General features: G+C 65.4%; 21 protein-coding genes. All 21 read left to right on the top strand.

The genetic code is table 11. From position 1 onward, the window contains the following. The first annotated feature begins 13 nt into the window (after nucleotides 1-13). The 21 genes from AC0CMF_RS18015 (at nucleotide 14) to AC0CMF_RS17915 (ending at nucleotide 18,205) form a co-directional block, all read left to right on the top strand. Nucleotides 14-430, top strand: a complete 417-nt coding sequence (locus AC0CMF_RS18015; protein ID WP_122521005.1) for a hypothetical protein — start codon at nucleotides 14-16, stop codon at nucleotides 428-430. Beyond that, nucleotides 423-1,067 carry an antitoxin of toxin-antitoxin stability system gene (locus AC0CMF_RS18010; protein WP_122521004.1) on the top strand — a complete coding sequence of 215 codons (645 nt, stop codon included), beginning with the start codon at nucleotides 423-425 and terminating at the stop codon, nucleotides 1,065-1,067. Before AC0CMF_RS18015 ends, AC0CMF_RS18010 begins: the two co-directional genes overlap by 8 nt. A gap of 158 nt (nucleotides 1,068-1,225) precedes the next feature. Continuing rightward, a complete protein-coding gene (locus AC0CMF_RS18005; RefSeq protein ID WP_122521003.1) occupies nucleotides 1,226-5,575 on the top strand; it encodes a strawberry notch-like NTP hydrolase domain-containing protein in 4,350 nt (1,449 codons plus the stop codon). After that, the gene (locus AC0CMF_RS18000) at nucleotides 5,575-6,618 is read left to right on the top strand and encodes a DUF7146 domain-containing protein (RefSeq protein WP_122521001.1); all 1,044 of its coding nucleotides are present in this window, start codon (nucleotides 5,575-5,577) and stop codon (nucleotides 6,616-6,618) included. The genes AC0CMF_RS18005 and AC0CMF_RS18000 overlap by 1 nt, the downstream gene beginning before the upstream one ends. A gap of 331 nt (nucleotides 6,619-6,949) precedes the next feature. After that, a complete protein-coding gene (locus AC0CMF_RS17995) occupies nucleotides 6,950-7,885 on the top strand; it encodes a DUF2493 domain-containing protein (RefSeq protein WP_122520999.1) in 936 nt (311 codons plus the stop codon). Nucleotides 7,886-8,025: 140 nt separating this feature from the next. Further along, nucleotides 8,026-8,442, top strand: coding sequence for a hypothetical protein (locus AC0CMF_RS17990; RefSeq protein ID WP_122520997.1), 417 nt, complete (start codon nucleotides 8,026-8,028; stop codon nucleotides 8,440-8,442). Nucleotides 8,443-9,163: 721 nt separating this feature from the next. Next, nucleotides 9,164-9,565 (top strand): single-stranded DNA-binding protein, encoded by a 402-nt coding sequence (locus AC0CMF_RS17985; protein WP_122520995.1) that lies wholly within the window; start codon nucleotides 9,164-9,166, stop codon nucleotides 9,563-9,565. A 477-nt stretch (nucleotides 9,566-10,042) separates the two neighbouring features. Further along, nucleotides 10,043-10,417 (top strand): hypothetical protein, encoded by a 375-nt coding sequence (locus AC0CMF_RS17980; protein ID WP_374628865.1) that lies wholly within the window; start codon nucleotides 10,043-10,045, stop codon nucleotides 10,415-10,417. Between the two features lie 417 nt (nucleotides 10,418-10,834). Beyond that, nucleotides 10,835-11,083 (top strand): helix-turn-helix domain-containing protein, encoded by a 249-nt coding sequence (locus AC0CMF_RS17975; protein WP_037092223.1) that lies wholly within the window; start codon nucleotides 10,835-10,837, stop codon nucleotides 11,081-11,083. Nucleotides 11,084-11,179: 96 nt separating this feature from the next. Beyond that, entirely contained in the window at nucleotides 11,180-11,461 is a 282-nt protein-coding gene (locus tag AC0CMF_RS17970) for a DNA -binding domain-containing protein (RefSeq protein ID WP_037092222.1), read from the top strand. A 104-nt stretch (nucleotides 11,462-11,565) separates the two neighbouring features. Beyond that, the gene (locus tag AC0CMF_RS17965) at nucleotides 11,566-11,790 is read left to right on the top strand and encodes a transcriptional regulator domain-containing protein (RefSeq protein WP_122521536.1); all 225 of its coding nucleotides are present in this window, start codon (nucleotides 11,566-11,568) and stop codon (nucleotides 11,788-11,790) included. Nucleotides 11,791-11,854: 64 nt separating this feature from the next. After that, on the top strand, nucleotides 11,855-12,337 hold the full coding sequence (locus AC0CMF_RS17960) for a DUF2285 domain-containing protein (protein WP_247648031.1): 483 nt from the start codon (nucleotides 11,855-11,857) through the stop codon (nucleotides 12,335-12,337). Between the two features lie 140 nt (nucleotides 12,338-12,477). Beyond that, nucleotides 12,478-12,762, top strand: coding sequence for a helix-turn-helix transcriptional regulator (locus tag AC0CMF_RS17955; RefSeq protein ID WP_122520989.1), 285 nt, complete (start codon nucleotides 12,478-12,480; stop codon nucleotides 12,760-12,762). 18 nt (nucleotides 12,763-12,780) lie between these two features. After that, complete coding sequence (locus AC0CMF_RS17950) at nucleotides 12,781-13,866, top strand: replication initiator protein A (RefSeq protein ID WP_122520987.1); 1,086 nt, start codon at nucleotides 12,781-12,783, stop codon at nucleotides 13,864-13,866. A 497-nt stretch (nucleotides 13,867-14,363) separates the two neighbouring features. Beyond that, the gene (gene parA / locus AC0CMF_RS17945) at nucleotides 14,364-15,017 is read left to right on the top strand and encodes a ParA family partition ATPase (protein ID WP_122520985.1); all 654 of its coding nucleotides are present in this window, start codon (nucleotides 14,364-14,366) and stop codon (nucleotides 15,015-15,017) included. Continuing rightward, nucleotides 15,014-15,757: a DNA-methyltransferase gene (locus AC0CMF_RS17940; protein WP_122520983.1), complete on the top strand. Its 744-nt coding sequence runs from the start codon at nucleotides 15,014-15,016 to the stop codon at nucleotides 15,755-15,757. Before parA ends, AC0CMF_RS17940 begins: the two co-directional genes overlap by 4 nt. Further along, complete coding sequence (locus AC0CMF_RS17935; RefSeq protein ID WP_122520981.1) at nucleotides 15,754-16,008, top strand: hypothetical protein; 255 nt, start codon at nucleotides 15,754-15,756, stop codon at nucleotides 16,006-16,008. Before AC0CMF_RS17940 ends, AC0CMF_RS17935 begins: the two co-directional genes overlap by 4 nt. After that, on the top strand, nucleotides 16,005-16,490 hold the full coding sequence (locus AC0CMF_RS17930; protein WP_122520979.1) for a DUF2840 domain-containing protein: 486 nt from the start codon (nucleotides 16,005-16,007) through the stop codon (nucleotides 16,488-16,490). Before AC0CMF_RS17935 ends, AC0CMF_RS17930 begins: the two co-directional genes overlap by 4 nt. Further along, on the top strand, nucleotides 16,487-17,032 hold the full coding sequence (locus AC0CMF_RS17925; protein ID WP_122520977.1) for a S26 family signal peptidase: 546 nt from the start codon (nucleotides 16,487-16,489) through the stop codon (nucleotides 17,030-17,032). Before AC0CMF_RS17930 ends, AC0CMF_RS17925 begins: the two co-directional genes overlap by 4 nt. Before the next feature lie 67 nt (nucleotides 17,033-17,099). Further along, on the top strand, nucleotides 17,100-17,435 hold the full coding sequence (locus AC0CMF_RS17920) for a DUF736 domain-containing protein (protein ID WP_122520966.1): 336 nt from the start codon (nucleotides 17,100-17,102) through the stop codon (nucleotides 17,433-17,435). 2 nt (nucleotides 17,436-17,437) lie between these two features. Continuing rightward, a complete protein-coding gene (locus AC0CMF_RS17915) occupies nucleotides 17,438-18,205 on the top strand; it encodes a lytic transglycosylase domain-containing protein (RefSeq protein WP_209004975.1) in 768 nt (255 codons plus the stop codon). Nucleotides 18,206-18,406: the final 201 nt, after the last annotated feature.

Here is an 18,406-nt window from a genome sequence, read left to right as displayed (position 1 = left end):
TCAGGAGCCTGACATGGCCAACTACTACACGCATTTCTCCTGCCTGCTCGATGTAGGCACTCCCGAAAATGCTGCCCGAGCGCTCGACCTCTACAATGCCTTGTCCGAGGAAAACGCCGCGGAAGACCCTCCGTCCGAGGGTTTCCTGCTCTCGATCCAGCCCGAGCATGGTGGCACCCAGCTCTGGATGCGCGATGACGAAACCGGCGATCCCGAACATGTCATCCAGTTCGTCAAGCGCTGCGCCGCCGAGTTCGGCCTCACCGGATTATGGGGTTTCCAATACGCAACCACCTGTTCGCAGGCGCGGGTGAACGCCTTCGGCGGCGGCGCGCACGCCCTTGATCTCGCCACGGGCGAGACCGTGGACTGGATCTACAGCGACAGTTGGCTGGAGATCGTTCTGGACGGAGGCGACCCCTATGCCTGACGTTATCGAAACCACCGTCTATCGGCTCGACGAGCTTTCCGACGCCGCGAAGGACAACGCCCGTGTCTGGTATCGCGAAGGCGGCTTCGGCTACGACTGGTATGATGCCGTCTATGAGGATTTCCTGCGGATTGGAGACATTCTCGGCCTGCGATTGAAATTGCGTCCGCTGCGCCTCAAGGGCGGCGGCAGCCAGCAACAGCCGTGCATCTGGTTCCGCGGCTTTTGGAACCAGGGCGATGGCGCCTGTTTTGAGGCTTGGTATTCCTACCAGAAGGACGCGCCGCGCCGGATGAGGGAATACGCGCCACAGGACATCGAGCTGCACAGGATTGCCGACGTGCTCCAGTCCGTCCAGCGGCGCAATTTCTACCAGCTTCGCGCCGAGGTCAGCCACCGCGGCCACTACTATCACGAATACTCCATGGCGATTTCCGTCACCCGCGACAGTCCGACCTGGCGGGACATGACCGCCGATGCGGAGGATATCGTGAGCGAGACGCTGCGGGACCTGGCACGATGGCTCTATCGCCAGCTTGAGCGCGAATACGACTACCTGACCTCGGACGAGGCGGTGGACGCGGCCATCACCGCCAACGAATACACATTCACCGAAGCCGGACGCCGTTTTGGCTAATCCTCACAAGCGCCCCGCCTGACGGCCGGGCGCTTGTTTCATGTCTGCTATCGTTTCGGACTGAGAGGGAGAGGTGGGCCGGAAGGGGTTTGAGCCGGTGCGGTCGAGAGAGAGCGCCGCTTAGGCTCGATCCTGTCCCGCTCTCCCGAGGAATCCCGATGAACATGATTTCTGCATCCGCGGCGGCATCCGCCACCGCGCCGCTTCCGTTCGACCAAGACGCTGAGACCGCAGCCAGCATCTTCACCGCTGCCGGGCTGTTGCTGCCGCATCTGGAGCGCGGTCAGCGCGTCGATGCCGCCACCCTGCGCGGTGCGATGGAAGCTGCCTTCGGCGCTTCCGATGCCACCGGCGCATGGAACTGGAAGACCGCCTATGATGCCTGTGAGGCGGCGACCGTCCTCTTCCTGCGCAAATACGGCAATGCGCTTTTCCGCAAAGCCGGTTCTCCTAACGCGATCCTGCTCCAGTTCGGCAAGATTGCGGGGCTTCTGCCGACGCATACGCGCCGGTCGGAGGAAGCCCAGATCTTCCAGCAGTTCTCGACCCCGATCCCGCTCGGCTTCGCGGCGGTGACGGCGGCGGCGATCACGCCCGCCGACCGGGTGCTGGAGCCCTCGGCCGGCACCGGGCTCCTCGCCATCCTGGCCGAGATCGCCGGCGGCTCGCTCCTGCTTAACGAATTGGCCGAAGCCCGCGCCGGCCTGCTTTCCTCCCTCTTTCCGGCCCTTTCCGTCAGCCGGCTTGATGCCGCCCAGATCGACGATCATCTCGATCCGGGCCTGATCCCGACGGTGGTGCTGATGAACCCTCCGTTCTCGGTCATGGCCAATGTCGAGGGCCGCATGGCCGATGCCGCCTTCCGCCATGTCGCCTCGGCGCTGGCGCGCCTTGCGCCCGGCGGGCGGCTCGTGACCATTACCGGGGCGAGCTTCGCGCCTGACGATGCGGCCTGGACGACCTCCTGGACCCGGCTGCAGGAACGCGGCCGCGTGGTCTTCTCCGCCGCCATCGACGGTTCGGTCTATGCCAAGCATGGCACCACCATCGACACGCGGCTGACCGTCATCGACAAGCTGCCCGCCGAAGATACGTCATTGTTTCCGGCAGCGCTCGGTGTCGCGCCGGACGTGGCCACGCTGATCGGCTGGCTGGCCGAACAGCTTCCGACCCGGTTGCCGGTCGATCCTGACGTCACCGTGCCGGCCGCACAACCTGCCGCGCCCCGCACCGTGCGCGGCTATGTCAACCGGGCCGCGAAGGCCGCGCCTGCCGCGCCTCTGGCCGAGCCGGAGGCCGTTCCGCTCGCCTATGAAACCGTGGATTGGGAACCGGCGGAGGGCGACCGTCTCTCCGACGCGATCTATGAGGAATATGGTCTCCAGACGATCCGCATCGCCGGGGCGCAGGCGCATCCGACCCAGCTCGTGCAATCGGCCTCGATGGCGAGCATCGCGCCGCCGAAGCCGAGCTACCGGCCGACGCTGCCGAAAGACATCCTCGGCAAGTTGTCCGAGGCGCAGTTGGAGACCGTGATCTATGCCGGCGAGGCCCATGCGGGCTTCCTCGCCGGGGCCTGGACGGTCGATGACACGCTCGACACCCTGTCGGCCGCGCCGGAGGACGCCAAGGGCGCCATCCGCTTCCGGCAGGGCTTCATGATCGGCGACGGCACCGGCGTCGGCAAGGGCCGGGAATCGGCCGCCATCATCCTCGACAACTGGATGCAGGGAAGGCGCAAGGCGGTCTGGATCTCGAAGTCGGACAAGCTGCTGGAGGATGCGCAGCGCGACTGGTCGGCCCTCGGCATGGAGCGGCTGCTGGTCACGCCGCTGTCGCGCTTCCCGCAAGGCAAGCCCATCACGCTGAACGAAGGCATCCTATTTTTAACCTATGCCACGCTGCGCTCCGACGACCGCGGAGAAAGGGTTTCGCGCGTCAAGCAGATCGTCGAATGGTTGGGCTCCGACTTTGATGGAGTGGTGGTTTTCGACGAGGCGCACGCGATGCAGAACGCCGCTGGCGGCAAGGGAGAACGTGGTGATGTCGCCGCCTCGCAGCAGGGCCGTGCCGGGCTGCGCATCCAGCACGCGCTTCCCCATGCCCGCGTGGTCTATGTCTCGGCCACAGGCGCCACCACCGTCCACAATCTCGCCTATGCGCAGCGGCTCGGCCTCTGGGGCGGCGAGGATTTCCCCTTCTCGAGCAGGGCGGAGTTCGTTGAAGCGATCGAGGCCGGTGGCGTCGCGGCGATGGAGGTGCTGGCCCGCGACCTGCGGGCGCTCGGCCTCTACACCGCCCGATCCCTGTCGTTCAAAGGCGTCGAATACGAGTTGCTCGACCATGAGTTGACCCCGGAGCAGGTCCGCATCTACGACAGCTATGCCGATGCCTTCGCCATCATCCATAACAATCTCGATGCCGCGATGCAGGCCGCCAATATCACCGGCGGCGATGGCGGTTCGGGCACGCTGAACCGGCAGGCCAAATCCGCCGCGCGCTCGGCCTTCGAGAGCGCCAAGCAGAGGTTCTTCGGGCACCTGTTGACCTCGATGAAGACGCCGACCCTGCTTCGCTCGATCACCGCCGATCTGGAAGCGGGACATTCTTCCGTCATCCAGATCGTCTCGACCGGCGAGGCGCTGATGGAGCGGCGTCTGGCGGAGATCCCCACCGAGGAATGGGGCGACCTGAAAATGGACCTGTCGCCGCGCGAGTATGTCCTGGACTACCTCGCCCATTCCTTCCCGGTGCAGCTCTACGAGCCCTATACTGACAGCGAGGGCAATCTGTCCTCGCGCCCGGTCTATCGCGACGGCCAGCCGGTCGAGAGCCGCGAGGCCGTGGCGCGGCGCGACGACATGATCGCCAGCCTCGCCAGCCTGCCGCCGGTCCCCGGCGCGCTCGACCAGATCATCCAGCATTTCGGTGCCGACACGGTGGCCGAGGTGACGGGCCGCTCACGCCGTATCGTCCGCAAGCGCGGTGTAACTATCGACCGCCTCGTGGTGGAGAACCGTGCAGGTTCGGCCAACCTGGCCGAGACGCAGGCCTTCATGGACGATGCCAAGCGCGTGCTGGTGTTCAGCGATGCCGGTGGCACCGGGCGTAGCTACCACGCCGAACTCTCGGCAAAGAACACCCGCCTGCGCGTCCATTATCTCCTCGAAGCCGGGTGGAAGGCCGACGCCGCCATTCAGGGTCTCGGCCGCACACACCGCACCAACCAGGCGCAGCCGCCGCTGTTCCGGCCGATCTCCACGAACGTCAAAGCCGAGAAACGCTTCCTTTCGACCATTGCCCGCCGCCTCGACACGCTGGGCGCGATCACGCGCGGCCAGCGCCAGACCGGCGGCCAGGGCCTGTTCCGGCCCGAGGACAATCTGGAGAGCCACTACGCACGCGACGCGCTACGCCAGCTCTATCTCCTTCTGGTGCGTGGCAAGGTCGAGGGCTGCTCGTTGGAGCGGTTCGAGGCTGCCACCGGCCTGAAGCTGATGGACTCGAACGGCATCAAGGATGATCTGCCCGCGATTACCACCTTCCTCAACCGGCTTCTGGCGCTGACCATTGAGCTTCAGGGCGTCCTCTTCACCGCCTTCGAGCAACTGCTGACCGCGCGGATAGAAGGTGCCATCGCCTCGGGCACCTATGACGCCGGGCTGGAAACGCTGCGCGCCGAGAGCTTCATCGTCACCGACCGGCAGGTGATCTACACCCATCCTCGCACCGGGGCGGAAACCAGCCTGCTGACCATCACCGAGCGCAGGCGCAACCGGCCGGTGACGTTCGACGCCGCCTTGGCCGAACTCGATGATCCGCGTGCGAAGCTGCTGGTCAACGAGCGCTCGGGCCGCGCGGCGGTGCAGATACCCACCACCAGCGTCATGCTGGACGATGGCGAGATCGAGCGCCGCGTCCGGCTGATCCGGCCGATGGAGGCCCACAATATCCCGGTCAGGATGATGGGCGAGACCCATTGGGTCGAGGCTGACCTCGATACCTTCGCCGCGGTCTGGAATACCGAGGTTGCAGAGGTGCCGGAGTTTGCAGACAGCACCCTGCATATGGTGACGGGCCTGCTGCTGCCGATCTGGAAGCGGCTGCCGAACGACTCCACCCGCGTTTATCGCCTCCAGACCGATGCGGGTGAGCGCATCATCGGCCGCAAGGTCTCCCCGGCCTGGGCGGCAAACGCGACCACGACCGGCATTGCATCGGTCACGCCGGAAGATGCCTTCGCGGCGCTGATCGAAGGCCGGACGATCCTCGATCTCGCCGAGGGCCTCCAGCTTCGCCGGGTCCGCGTCATGGGCGCGAACCGGATCGAACTGTCGGGCTTCACCGACACGATGCGCGACCGGCTTCGGGCCTATGGCCTCTTCCACGAGATCATCTCGTGGAAGCTGCGCATGTTCGTGCCGGTCGATGCCAACGGCCCCACCGTGCTGGCCAAGCTGCTCGACCGCTGGCCCGCCCTGCGCATCGGCGAGCGGGAGGCAGCCTGATGCCGCGTCACGACGCCTCTGAACTGGCGATCCGCCTTGGCCGGGAGGCCGAGGCGGTTTGCCGCCACTACCTGTCGTCCGGCCAGCATGCCGGGCGGTACTGGCTGGTCGGTGACGTGCAGAACACGCCAGGACGCTCGATGTTCGTCCGTCTTACCGGCCCTGCCTCCGGCAAGGGCGCGGCGGGGAAATGGACCGATATGGCCACGGGTGAGCATGGCGATCTGCTCGACGTCATCCGCGAAGCACTTGGCCTGGTCGACTTCAGGGACGTGGCCGAGGAAGCGCGCCGTTTCCTCGCCCTCCCGCATCCTGAACCTGAAAAGACGAGGACGCCGACCGGCAGGACATCCAGCCCGGCACTCGGTTCGCCCGAAGCGTCGCGGCGGCTCTTCGCCATGGCGCAGCCGATCCGCGGCACGCTTGTGGAAATCTACCTCAGCGGGCGGGCGATCACCTCCCTCTCGGGCACCGCCGCGCTACGCTACCATCCGCGGTGCTATTACAGGTCTGAGGCGCATTCGCCCACCGAGATCCGGCCGGCGATGGTCGCCGCCGTCACCGATCTCGCCGGCCATCAGACCGGCGTGCATCGCACCTGGCTCGCCCCGGACGGTTCCGGCAAGGCGGATGTCGAGACACCGAGGCGGGCGATGGGCGACCTTCTCGGCCACGCCGTCCGCTTCGGCACTGCCGCTGAGGTTCTCGCCGCCGGCGAGGGCATTGAGACCGTGCTGTCGCCCCGTCAGGTTCTGCCTCGCATGCCGATGCTGGCGGCGCTTTCGGCCGCTCACCTCGCTGCCATCCTGTTCCCGCCGTCCCTGCGTCGGCTCTATGTCTTGCGGGATCGCGACCCGGCCGGGGAGGGCGCAAGAGACAGTCTGGTCGCCAGAGCAGCGAGCTTCGGGATCGAGGCGATATCGCTCACGCCGCTCAACGGCGATTTCAACGATGATCTGCGACGCCACGGCGCCGATGCCCTCCGGGCGGCCCTGAAGGATCAGCTTCATCCTGAAGACGCCTGCCGTTTTCTGGAGGGGTGACACTGTGATCGGCCCCGGAGGCACGGCCCGGCTCAGCCCCTACCGGTTTCGTTCTTTCGCCATCGCCAAGTGCATCCTTCGTCGGAGAGTCCCGCGCCCACGGCCTTCGGAGAGGGCGATCGGCGCACAAACGGGACGGGCAGGCAATGGCCGGGTGCGGCTAATTTCCGCCGGCGGCTGCGCCGCCTTTGCATCGCGAAAGGCAAATTAGCCGCACCCGGCCATCAAGGCCCTCGCGGAGCGGGCGAGGGCTGCCAACCCGTCCCGCCCGTGCGCTTCGACGCCTGCGAAGGCCGCGATGGGCGCGGTCTCCAGACAAAGGACGCTCCCGATGACGAACGAAACCTATTCCGCAGGCAACGAGCCGGTCCACACCGCCTCCCAGACCGACCACGCCCTCACCGAACTCCAGCTCTACGGCTGGCGTCCGTTCCAGGACGAACCTGATCCCAGGCCGCTGCCCGAGGGCAATACCGTCGCCACCGCCGTCACCGACATCTTCGACGCCCTTGTCGCGACGCTCGGCGACACCCGCCTCGAACCCGATCTCGAAGAACTGCTCTGGGGGACCGTCAATCTCTTCCACCGCGCCACCAGCCGGGTCGAACGCGATCTCGACGACAACGAGCAGGCGCAGCGCCGGATGCAGAGGGAACAAGACGGCAGCGAGGTCAAGAGCGTCGAACTCGAACGCCTCACGGCCGAGGGGCAGACCCTCATCGAACGGCGCAACAGCATGGAACTCTTCCGCGACCTCGCCGCCGAGGCTTTCGAGCACCACACCGGCAGCGCCTGGCGACCGCGCACCGGCTCGATGGTCAACCATCGCAACTTGACCGCCGCGATGATCGACAGCCGCGACTTTCTTGCCGCGAAACGCCGGGCCGAGACCGAGGTGATGCTGCCCGCCGGCCCGAAGGTGGCCGTGACCGGCGGCGCCGACTTCAACGACCATCACATGATCTGGGCGAAGCTCGATCAGGTCCATGCCAAGCACGCGGACATGGTATTGCTGCACGGCGGCACCCCGAAAGGCGCGGAACTGATTGCCTCCCGCTGGGCAGATCACCGCAAGGTGCCGCAGGTCGCCTTCCGGCCCGACTGGACGAAGCACGGCAAGGCCGCGCCCTTCAAGCGCAACGATGCCATGCTGGACGTCCTGCCGGTCGGTGTCCTGGTCTTCCCCGGCACCGGGATTCAGGAGAACTTCGCGGACAAGGCTCGCAAGCTCGGCATCCCGGTCATGAAGTTCGACGGCGGCGCGTAAGCGCCGCCGAACCTTGACAGAAGGAGAGGCGGGGCCTTTGATGGAGCATCCTTGAAGAACCGGCGAAGCAGAATAGTCGCAGGCGGAGCGTATCTCCCGGCAGCCTGTCGTGATCCTCAACTGGTCATCTGGAGGTTTCCATGACGCTGATCCTGCTCGCCATCTCGCTCACTATCACGGCTTGCGTGATTGCCTTCAATCTCGCGATCTATGCCTTGCCCGTCATGGCCGCCATTACCGCCGCGCAATATGCCTGGGGCGCGGGAGCGGGCGTCGTGATGTCCGGCCTCAGTGCTGCTGGCGCCGCCCTGCTGTCGATCGCACTGGTGATCGCGGTTCTTGGCTTCGCCAAAAACCCGGTCCTGCGCCTCATCGCGCTCGCTCTCTTCGCGGTGCCCGCCGTTATCGCGGGCTATGCTCTTGTCTATGGCATCACGAAGAACGCCATCGACTCGGCCCTTGTCCTCAATCTGCTCGGCGGCATTGGCGGCCTTGCCATCGGCGTCTCGGCCGTCGTCAATCTGAACGCCCTCGGCGAGTCGGTGTTCTCGCGCTGAAACGGCGGTAGTGATCTTCCGCTTCCAAGGGGAAAACCCGGCAGCCTGCGCCGCCGGGCTCCGGCTTCCGCCTCGAATGTTGAGCGGTCATGTCATCGCTGTCCTCACCGCCATCATTCTCGGTCTGCTTCGCGAGCGGCCTGGAAATCGGTCATCGGCATGAATCCCATAGCCGTAGCGGTCAACCCCGGCAGCATCGGCGCTTCGTTCCGGGAGTTCAGCCACGAACACCTTCATTGCCGCTTCTCGCAATGCAGCGGGACCGGGCCTTCCGCTGTCGAAGCCGGGGCAATGCAATGCCGCGCCTGGAAACCCGATAGCTGCTTCGTTCTCATCCCGGACGACATAGCCTTCCTGCGGCGAGCGCGAGCGCGGCCGGGAAAGAGAAGGCGGGTGGGCCGGTGTTGTGCCCCATGGTCCGGGTCTCGGGGGCCTGTCTGTTCGCTGTCGTCGGCAAGGACGATGGTTCTGCTGTGCGTCCCCGTGTTTGTGCTTTCAGAGGCACCAATCCCTCCGCCTGACTGATCCCCTAAGTCCGTTCGGTTTCCTCCAGCAACCCCCGCGGCTCCCAGCCGTGTTGCCGCGCAAGCGCGGCTGCCCGCCCCACCTGGGGCCTTAGGGGCAAGCTGCCGAAAGGTCGGCAGTTGCGGGAGTCTCCCGACGGCCTTGGCCGGGTCTCGTCGGAGGGATGGTCCCTCCGAGGAGCAACGGAGACTTGAAAATGCAGAACATCGTCATCCTCGCCGGCAACATCGGTCAGACCCCCGAAACCCGCACCACCCAGGGCGGCACCGGCATCACCCACTTCACCCTGGCCACCTCGCGCCCTCGCTACTCGGAAGGCCGCGTCGTCCGCGACGAGAACGGCTATCGGGTCCAGGACACGGAATGGCACCGCATCACCTGCTTCAACGGCCTCGGCAAGACGGTCCAGCAGCATTGCGACAAGGGCATGAAGGTTCTGGTTCGCGGCCGCATCCACTACACGAAGTGGACCGATGCGGCAGGGGTTGACCGCTACGGTTGCGAGATCATCGCCGAGACGGTCGATTTTCTGAGCCGGGCCAAGCAGACTGAAAACGACGACGGCAAGTTCATCGACGATGATGACATACCGTTCTGAGCGGAAGCCCGGAGCCCGGCGGCGCAAGCCGCCGGGTTTTCCATGTTCGCACTATATCGCGCCCGTTGCTTTGCTGTGCCGAACGAACGATGCCAGCCGGATCGATCGGCCGCCATCGCTTGATGAAAGGGGGCGAGCCGCCCTCTCAAACTCTCCCCATGAAGGAAGGGCAAAGCCCCTCCTTCAAACATCCTCCCATGGAAAGGGGTGTAACACCCCCTTCCAAACCATCCCCATTCCAATATTGACGCGGCCCCTGGTCGGGGCCGCGCGCTCTTCTCTCACTGACTTCGGATCATGCACCAGCTACTCCGGCGTCAAGGACTTCGCGGTGCCCCCTATTTTCAGTCGCCGCCCATCGGGCGTCGTCAGAAAATCGGCACCCCCGCTCGCCGCCGCTGGCGGTCGCTACGCGATCCCTGACTCCTCGCAGCTACGGTGCCCGACCCTCTCGTCAGCGAGAGAAAGGAGCATGACATGAATAATTACAAGCACATCAGCATCGACGGTGGCAGCGCGGCCTACTGGCGCGAGCGCAAGCATGCCTTCGGGCTCATCCGCGAGGCCGAATTGGCGGCGGAGGAACTGGCCGAGGCGCCGATGTATCTGCACGGCGGCTACGACGAGGACGGCGATGTGATCCCCATCGAGAACCTCGCCCCCCACGACGAGATGGAGGACGCGATCCGGGCCATCGAGGCCGACCCGACCGCGGTGAGCATCCTCGTCGCGCAAGGCCGCACGCATATCGGCGGGCACAAGATCGGGGCGGTGATCCAGGGCCTGGAACCCGCCTGGGGAGGCATCGAGCATCCGGCGAGCAATCCGCTCTGGGGACCGGATACCGACTGAACCTGCGACGAGAGGCGGCGAAAGCCGCCTCGCGTCTTTGCTTCGTCGTCAGGAGCACTGCCGGCCGGATCGACCGGCCACCAGGGCTGATGAAAGGGGACAAGCCACCCCTCTCAAACTCTCCCCATGAAGGACAGGGCAAGCCCCCTCCTTCAAACATCCTCCCCAATGGAGGGGAAACCCCTCCCTTGAACCCTCCCATGGGGAAGGGAGACGGTTCCCTCCTCCCTTCCCCAAGCCCCATCCCTCTCCCTGGAGGCCGCCCACTCGGCGACCGAATCAGATGCGACCCTCACGCTGTAACATCCTGTGAGCGATGGCTGTTTCACGCGTATTTCGGGTGGAATCCAACCAGAAAACGACTATTATAGTCGTAGTTCTGGAGCGAGTGCAGCAGTGAGTGGGAGGTGATCATGTATGATCACCGCCCGCCAATCACGGGCCGCACGCGCGTTGCTGGGGTGGACACAGGAGACGCTCGCTGACAAGGCCCAGGTCGCATTGACCGCGCTCAAACGCCTCGAATCCCAAAGCGGACTCGAGGTGTTCGAATCGACGCGCGATCAGGTGCGCCGCGCACTCGAAGCCGCCGGAATCGTTCTCCTGTCGACGGACAAGGGCGAAGGGGTGTTGCTCCTGCACGACAGGATCGATGCCCAAAGGTAGCGTCGCGGCTTGGGCGTTGACCTGCTCTCGTCAAAAAGAATGGCTATCTCTCACCAGAGATGGTTAACAAACACGTTACCTGATCGTGAGCGAGTGATGGGACGCGCGACGCAGACATTTCTTGATGAACCACCGTCCAGCCACACGCTGACGTCCTATGATCGCGAGCATATGAAGCTCTACATGCGGTTGCTCGATGCCGAGCGCGACGGGGCCGACTGGCGCGAGGCGGTGCGAATCCTCTTCGATCTCGATCCCGATCTCGACCCCCAGCGCTGCCGCTTCGTTCATGACGCTCATCTCGCACGCGCGCATTGGATGACCGAACGCGGCTACCGCGAACTGGTCCGCGAAAGCCAGCAGCGACCTTCATCGTGATGCGCTGGACGCATTACCTGTTGATTCTGACCTGACTTGCTCAATTCAACCCGAGCGGGAATCGTGAATCCCCAACTTTCTCGACCTTGACGTGGGAGATCGCGATGACACCCGACGCATCTACCTGGCGTTCCTCGGCGGAATACGAGCATCTGGATGCGTTGACGGCATCCGATCTGGCCTGGGAATGGCTCCGCCGCAACGATGCCTACGACGCCGATTTTGAAGCCTCAGTTGCAGGCCATGGAGATCCCGAACCGCTGACCGAACGAATCCGGCAGCGGTGGGGGCTGCGATTTCCCGGTCGACCCCCAGACCCCGCCTCCTGATGCCCCCGTCTTCTGGCTTCCGCGGGAGGACACCAGCATTATCCTGCTGGCGGAAGCCCCTGCATTGCTTGCCGATATTATCGGACACGTTCTGCCGATCCGGCGTCCTCATTTGCGGGCAGACGATTCCGATGCCGATTTCCGATTTGCTCTTGGAAACGGACAATACCTTCAGGTTCTCGACCGCACCGTCAATGACGACACGATCGCCGTTGCCATCGTGCCGCTGGATCTCGATGGCCTTGACCACATCGAAGCTCTTCGCCGTTTCCTCAGTGCTCTGCATGGCCGGGCAATCCCACCGGATACGCGCCTGACACCACAGCGGCGCACACGCCAGAGACGGATGCTACGCGCCTTGGATGGACATAGGGCGGGCGCCACACAACAGGAAATCGCGCAGGTCATCCTGAAGACCGGCCCACTCGACCGTGACGAATGGCAGGCATCCTCTGCCCGCCATGTCATCAAATCGCTCTTGCGCGATGCCCGTGCCATGGTGGCGGGCGGCTATCGAAAACTCCTGCGTCATCGTCGCCCACGCTAGCGCAATCCTGCGCCCAGCATGGTGGGCGATTTCGATACCCCCCAACTTCGCCCTGCACATTGCCGGTGCTTCTTCGCCACCGTGGTCGTTGCCCGCCGCTGATCCGCAGCGGCCGTCCCGACACCACGGAGGTCCGACCCATGCCGCACGAACCCGTCGTCTTGCCGCCGCGCTTCCTGCGCACCAAGGAAGCCGCCGATTTTCTCAGCCTCTCGGCACGCACCCTCGAAAAACACCGCACCTACGGGACCGGACCCGCCTATCGCAAGCTCGGCGGCCGTGTCGTCTACGCCATCGACGATCTCGAATCGTGGGCCGATCGCGGCGCGGTGACGTCTACGTCCGATCCGCGTGGCTCCGTCCTGCCCGCCAAGCGACATACGTCCCTTCCGTCCGGCCCGCGGGCCGGACGTTATGCGCGCTGATCGCCGCCGGCTCCCTTCATGGCGGTGCGACATCGATCTCCTTCCGAGCGCGGGCAACTCGACCTGTTCAGGGCACTCCCCGGCGATTTCGCGCCACGAGACGCGCAGGATCTCATGGCCTATCCCTTTTTCTCCCTTTCCAAGACCCATCGCATTGCGCCGATTGATTTCTCGGCCGGTGATATCGCGATCCGCGTCGAAGCTGTTCCCGATCACGGCATGGCGACGATCTGGGACGCCGACATCCTGATCTGGGCGGCAAGCCAGATCGTCGAGGCGCGCGACGCCGGGCTTCGCACCTCGCGGCTGATGGTCGCCACACCTTACGAAATCCTCCGCTTCATCGGGCGCGGCACATCGGTACGCGACTATCGGCGCCTGAAGGCCGCTCTCGACCGGCTCCAGTCCACGACTGTCACCACCACGATACGCCAGCCGGCGGAAGGTCGCCGCCACCGCTTCTCCTGGATCAACGAATGGAAGGAGCGCACCGATCGCTGCGGCAAGGCCGACGGCATCGAGATGATCGTGCCGGACTGGTTCTATCAGGCGGTTCTCGACGATGCGCTCATCCTGACCATCGACCGGAGCTATTTCGGGCTGACCGGCGGGCTCGAACGCTGGCTCTACCGGATCGTTCGCAAACATGGCGGACGCCAGCGCAGAGGCTGGCGCTTCGATTTCCGTCACCTGCACCAGAAATCCGGCAGCCTGTCGCCGTTCAAGCGCTTTGCCTTCGAGTTGCGTGACATCATCCGGCGCCAGCCGCTGCCCGGCTACGCCCTGTTCCTGGAGCTTGAGATCGGCGGTCGCGCGCTGCTCGCCTTCGAGCCGATCCTGCCCTGTGGAAAACCTGTGCAAGGCGTCGTGCCATTCGGAACCCGGAGAGGCGTGCCATCGGGAACCCGGGTCGCGTGCTATAGGGAACCGAAACCAGCCCTAACATATAACACAGAAACACGAAATCGCGCCCCTAACTTAGAGTCTAACCTAGATTCTAACCCTGAAGAGCGCGCGCGCGATGTGGAAAACCTCATCCGCGACACCGCCCGAAGCCTCAGCATAGATGTCGGTTTCCCCAAAATCGTGGACGAGGGCCGATAAATGATTGAACGGCTTCTTAAATCGTGGACCCGCGTTCCTTTAATCGTTGAACGGGATTTTCCTTTAATCGTGGACTGGCTTGCCGATGAGACTTGGCTGGCTCCCAGCTTGGGCGGACTCCCAGCTTCGCCACGCTTGCAGATCAACCCGATAACGGCCTCCCCGCAAACCGGGCGACCTCCCGAAAAGGCTCGCTTCGCCGTTCCTTTTCTCCTTTCGGCTTCAAAGTCGCGCCTGCATGCAGCTGGCGCAGTCAGTCCACGATTTAAGGAGAAATTCCACGATTCAAGGGAAATCACGCCATGCTCAACAGTCCGGAAATACGCAGTTTTCGCCGTGGCCCAGTCTCGGGTTCAAGGAAAAACGACAATAGAAGCGAGGAAGAGGGCATCTGACGCCCCGACAACGGCTCGACCGGCACCTGATCAAGGTGCGGCTGCGGCCTCTGAAGTCGCCGATACACCCCACTTTCCGCTCGATCTGCCGGGAGGTCGCCGATGATCATCGCGCTTCTCAACCAGAAGGGCGGAGTCGGCAAGACGACGCTGGCGCTGCATCTCGCTGGAGAACTGGCGCGGGGCGGCAAGCGCGTCACCCTGATCGACGCCGATCCGCAAGGCTCCGCCCTCGACTGGTCGCAGCAACGCGCGCGTGAGGGCCTGCCGCGTGCCTTTGGCACAGTCGGCGTGGCGCGCGATACGCTGCACCGTGAAGCGCCCGAACTCGCCCGCGATGCTGATCATATCGTCATCGATGGGCCTCCGCGCGTCGCCGGCCCCATGCGCTCCGCGCTGCTCGCCGCCGATCTCGTGCTGATCCCGGTGCAGCCATCGCCGTTCGACGGCTGGGCCTCGGCCGAGATGCTGTCCCTCCTTGCGGAGGCACGCATCTATCGCCCGCAGATCGCCGCCCGCTTCGTGCTCAACCGTTGCGGCGCCCGCACCGTCATCGCCCGCGAGACGGCCGAGACGCTGGCGGAACACGATCCTCCTGTCCTCACCAGCACCATCGGTCAGCGCGTCATCTTCGCCGACGCCGCGCAGACCGGGCGGCTCGCCTCGGACATCGACCATCGTTCGCCTGCGGCGCGCGAAATCGCGGCGCTGGCGGCCGAGATCGTGCGCCTCGGCATCGGGAGGGTCGCGCCATGACGATCCTCACCGGCGATTGCCGCGAAGAAATGCCCTGGCACGCACCCTACGACATGATCCTCGCCGATCCTCCCTACGGCGACACCTCGCTTGCCTGGGATCGGCGCGTCGAGGGCTGGGTTGCGCTCGCGCGCGCCGCCCTCCGACCGACCGGCTCGCTCTGGGTTTTCGGCTCACTGCGCAGCTTCATGGCGACTGCCGACCGCTTCGCCGATGCCGGCTTGCGGATCGCCCAGGAGATCGTCTGGGAAAAGCAGAACGGCACCGGCTTTCATGCCGACCGCTTCAAGCGTGTGCATGAACTGGCCGTCCAGTTCTACCCGGCCGAAACGGCATGGCGGGACATCTACAACGACGTCCAGACCACGCCGGACGCGACGGCCCGCACCGTGCGGCGCAAGCAGCGTCCTCCCCATACCGGCCAGATCGACGCCGGCCACTATGTCAGCCACGACGGCGGGCCGCGCCTCATGCGCTCGGTCATCTATTTGCGCAACTGCCATGGCCGCGCCATCCACCCGACCGAGAAGCCGTCGGCTCTGCTGGAAATCCTGATCCGCACGAGCTGCCCGGAAGGCGGTCTGGTCGGTGACTGGTTCGCCGGGTCCGGCGCGGCCGGGGAAGCCTGCCGGCTTTCCGGCCGGCGCTATCTCGGCTGCGAGATAGACCCCGACATGGCCGAGCGTGCGCGGGCGCGCATCGCAACCGTGCTGCCGTTCCATGACGGAGTTTCGTCATGACGGCCCGCAACGGGAAGCGCGGCTTCGCCGCCCGTCCGGTCGATCCTGATGGCTGGATCAGGGCCGATGACACGCCGCCGAAACGCAGCGGCGATGCCGCGGTCTATTCCGCCCGCCTGACGATCGACATCACGCCCGAGCTTCGCGGACGGATCAAGATCGCCGCGATCAGGCGCGGCGGCACCGTCACCGACATGCTGCGCGAGCTGCTCGCGCGCGAATTTCCCGACACATCAGGAGAGCGCTCATGATTGGCGCCGCAGCCCATGAAGATGATCTGACCCGCGTGGAGCTGACGTGGGTGGAAAAGAAGATCGAGTACTGGATCAGGTTCGGCCACGCGACTGGTGAGCAGATTCTCGACCGCAACCGCCGCATCGTTTCCTTCCGCCCCGGCGCCGTCTTCGCATTCGTCCGCTGGGCGGCGAACGACTACGGCACCGTGATCTCGCGGGTCGACATCGTGCGAACCGTCGCGCCGGGCAATGCCTATCAGACGCTACCCTTTGTGCGTCCCGGCGGCGAAATCCTGCTGAAGGCGGAAAGCTGGCGACACGTCGAGGATGTCCTTCGCCATGTCGATGCGATCGAAATCCTCGGCGTCGATCCCGCAGACGCCGATCCGGATCACTGGCGCCATGTCGCCCACTGGATGAACGCAGGCGAGACGCCGCGTCCCTACACGACAGAGCGCCATCAGGCGTGGCTCCGGCGCCGGGAGATCGCACGATGACGCGCGCCCGCCATGTCATTGCGACGGCGGCGGCTGTGTTCGCCGTCATCATCGCCAGCGGCATTGAGACAACGCCCCGGCTGGTCTGGAACGCATCGGCCAGCGTGCCGGTCGGGTTCTACACCATCGCGCCGGCAGACCGGCTTGATGTGCTCGATCTGGTCGCCGTGATGCCGCCCGAACCGTTCGCCTCCTTCATGGTCGAACGCGGCTATGTCGGCCGTGACGTGCCAATCCTGAAGCACGTCGTCGGTCTGCCGGGTCAGCGGGTGTGCCGCGACGGCCGCGCCATCACGGTCGACAACCTTCCACTCGGCGCCGCCCGCGATCGCGACAGCCGGGGCCGCGACCTGCCGGTCTGGCGGGGCTGCCGCGTGATCGCCGACGGCGAACTCTTCCTCATGAATCTTGAAGCCGCCGACAGTCTCGACGGCCGCTACTTCGGCCCGCTCCCTGCCGCGGCGGTGATCGGCCGGGCCACTCCGCTTTTCACCGACGAGGACGGCGATGGCCGCTTCGTCTGGCGCGCGCCGGTGCGGTGACGGCGCGCCCATAGTGGGGCGTGCGAACGGCCCGCGTCTTCTCCACCGCGTAGGAAAGGAACCTCCAATGGCACAGATCGGACAATTCACCCGCACCCCGTCCGGCTATTCCGGGCGTGTGCGCACGCTCGCGCTCGACGTCGAACTGACATTTGTTCCCACCGAGAACACGGATGCCGAGAAGGCTCCCGCCTATCGCATTCACCTCGGCGATGACGATGGGCCGGAAGTCGGCGCGGGCTGGAAACACTCCGGCGAACGCGCGGGCACGTTCATCTCCGTGCTCCTCGATGATCCCGTCTTCGAGCAGCCGATCCGCGCCCGCTTGTTCCAGTCGGACGAAGACGGCCGCGACTGGGGCCTGCATTGGACCCGTCAGAAGAAGCGCGACGAACAGGAATGATCATGCGCAATTCCTGTCCTCGCCCCGTCACCGGGAGATGCGGCGCCCGTCGCCGCATCCTCCTCCTCCTTCTTCTTTCCGGCCTGTTCATCCCGGCTGTCGCCACGCCGCCCGTTCTGGCGCAGACCATCGTGCCGGCGCGCGCGACCGCAGCGCATCCGCATGACACCCACATCGCCGAAGCGGCGCAGCGCTTCGGCATCCCGGTGACATGGATCGCCGCCGTGATGCGGGCCGAAAGCGCGGGCGATGTGCGCGCTTTATCCTCCGCCGGCGCGATGGGCCTGATGCAGGTCATGCCCGACACCTGGGCGGAGTTGCGCAACCACCATCGCCTCGGTCGCGACCCCTACGATCCGCGCGACAACATCCTCGCGGGCACGGCCTATCTGCGCGAGATGTGGGATCGCTACGGCAATGTGGCCGCGATGCTCGCGGCCTACAATGCCGGTCCCGGCCGCTACGACGAATACCGCCTGGCAGATCGTCCGCTGCCCGCCGAGACGCGCGCCTATGTCGCTTCGCTTGCGCCCATCCTGCTCGGCGAGCGGCCCTCGGGCGGCGCTTCTGCTGTCGCCCGGCCGCTCGACTGGCGCGAGGCGGGGATCTTCGTGGTCCGCGAAGATGATGCTTCCGCCGCCGATCCGGCGTTGCCCGATCCCGCGCCGGATGACATCCCTTCGTCCCTTCCGGCGACACCCGACGCCCTCACGGCCTTGCAGCCGGAGGGCCTCTTCGTCGCCCGCAATGCCGGTGGGGACCGGCCATGAGCGGCTCCGCGGTTTTTCGCACTGCATCGGGCTCCGGCGCATCATGGAGGGTGCGGGCGGTGGCGGCAGGCACCACGACCGAAGGATGGCGAGATAAAAGGCCGCACGGTGCGGCTGTGGCGGGCGGTTGTTTTTGTTCAGGTTTCCGGCGCGTTCCGCACCGTGCGGCGCTGGCGCGCACCGTGCGCTGCGCGCCCATCT

This window comes from Pannonibacter sp. CBAS1226 (genome assembly GCF_055685825.1).
The sequence above is the reverse complement of the archived record's forward strand: the minus strand, read 5'-3'. Positions and strand labels throughout refer to the sequence as shown.

What these genes read in the sequence shown, in the direction of transcription:
- AC0CMF_RS18015 (WP_122521005.1), top strand. Translation starts at nt 14, where the DNA reads ATGGCCAACTACTACACGCATTTCTCCTGCCTGCTCGATGTAGGCACT.
- AC0CMF_RS18010 (WP_122521004.1), top strand. Translation starts at nt 423, where the DNA reads ATGCCTGACGTTATCGAAACCACCGTCTATCGGCTCGACGAGCTTTCC.
- AC0CMF_RS18005 (WP_122521003.1), top strand. Translation starts at nt 1,226, where the DNA reads ATGAACATGATTTCTGCATCCGCGGCGGCATCCGCCACCGCGCCGCTT.
- AC0CMF_RS18000 (WP_122521001.1), top strand. Translation starts at nt 5,575, where the DNA reads ATGCCGCGTCACGACGCCTCTGAACTGGCGATCCGCCTTGGCCGGGAG.
- AC0CMF_RS17995 (WP_122520999.1), top strand. Translation starts at nt 6,950, where the DNA reads ATGACGAACGAAACCTATTCCGCAGGCAACGAGCCGGTCCACACCGCC.
- AC0CMF_RS17990 (WP_122520997.1), top strand. Translation starts at nt 8,026, where the DNA reads ATGACGCTGATCCTGCTCGCCATCTCGCTCACTATCACGGCTTGCGTG.
- AC0CMF_RS17985 (WP_122520995.1), top strand. Translation starts at nt 9,164, where the DNA reads ATGCAGAACATCGTCATCCTCGCCGGCAACATCGGTCAGACCCCCGAA.
- AC0CMF_RS17980 (WP_374628865.1), top strand. Translation starts at nt 10,043, where the DNA reads ATGAATAATTACAAGCACATCAGCATCGACGGTGGCAGCGCGGCCTAC.
- AC0CMF_RS17975 (WP_037092223.1), top strand. Translation starts at nt 10,835, where the DNA reads ATGATCACCGCCCGCCAATCACGGGCCGCACGCGCGTTGCTGGGGTGG.
- AC0CMF_RS17970 (WP_037092222.1), top strand. Translation starts at nt 11,180, where the DNA reads ATGGGACGCGCGACGCAGACATTTCTTGATGAACCACCGTCCAGCCAC.
- AC0CMF_RS17965 (WP_122521536.1), top strand. Translation starts at nt 11,566, where the DNA reads ATGACACCCGACGCATCTACCTGGCGTTCCTCGGCGGAATACGAGCAT.
- AC0CMF_RS17955 (WP_122520989.1), top strand. Translation starts at nt 12,478, where the DNA reads ATGCCGCACGAACCCGTCGTCTTGCCGCCGCGCTTCCTGCGCACCAAG.
- AC0CMF_RS17950 (WP_122520987.1), top strand. Translation starts at nt 12,781, where the DNA reads ATGGCGGTGCGACATCGATCTCCTTCCGAGCGCGGGCAACTCGACCTG.
- parA (WP_122520985.1), top strand. Translation starts at nt 14,364, where the DNA reads ATGATCATCGCGCTTCTCAACCAGAAGGGCGGAGTCGGCAAGACGACG.
- AC0CMF_RS17940 (WP_122520983.1), top strand. Translation starts at nt 15,014, where the DNA reads ATGACGATCCTCACCGGCGATTGCCGCGAAGAAATGCCCTGGCACGCA.
- AC0CMF_RS17935 (WP_122520981.1), top strand. Translation starts at nt 15,754, where the DNA reads ATGACGGCCCGCAACGGGAAGCGCGGCTTCGCCGCCCGTCCGGTCGAT.
- AC0CMF_RS17930 (WP_122520979.1), top strand. Translation starts at nt 16,005, where the DNA reads ATGATTGGCGCCGCAGCCCATGAAGATGATCTGACCCGCGTGGAGCTG.
- AC0CMF_RS17925 (WP_122520977.1), top strand. Translation starts at nt 16,487, where the DNA reads ATGACGCGCGCCCGCCATGTCATTGCGACGGCGGCGGCTGTGTTCGCC.
- AC0CMF_RS17920 (WP_122520966.1), top strand. Translation starts at nt 17,100, where the DNA reads ATGGCACAGATCGGACAATTCACCCGCACCCCGTCCGGCTATTCCGGG.
- AC0CMF_RS17915 (WP_209004975.1), top strand. Translation starts at nt 17,438, where the DNA reads ATGCGCAATTCCTGTCCTCGCCCCGTCACCGGGAGATGCGGCGCCCGT.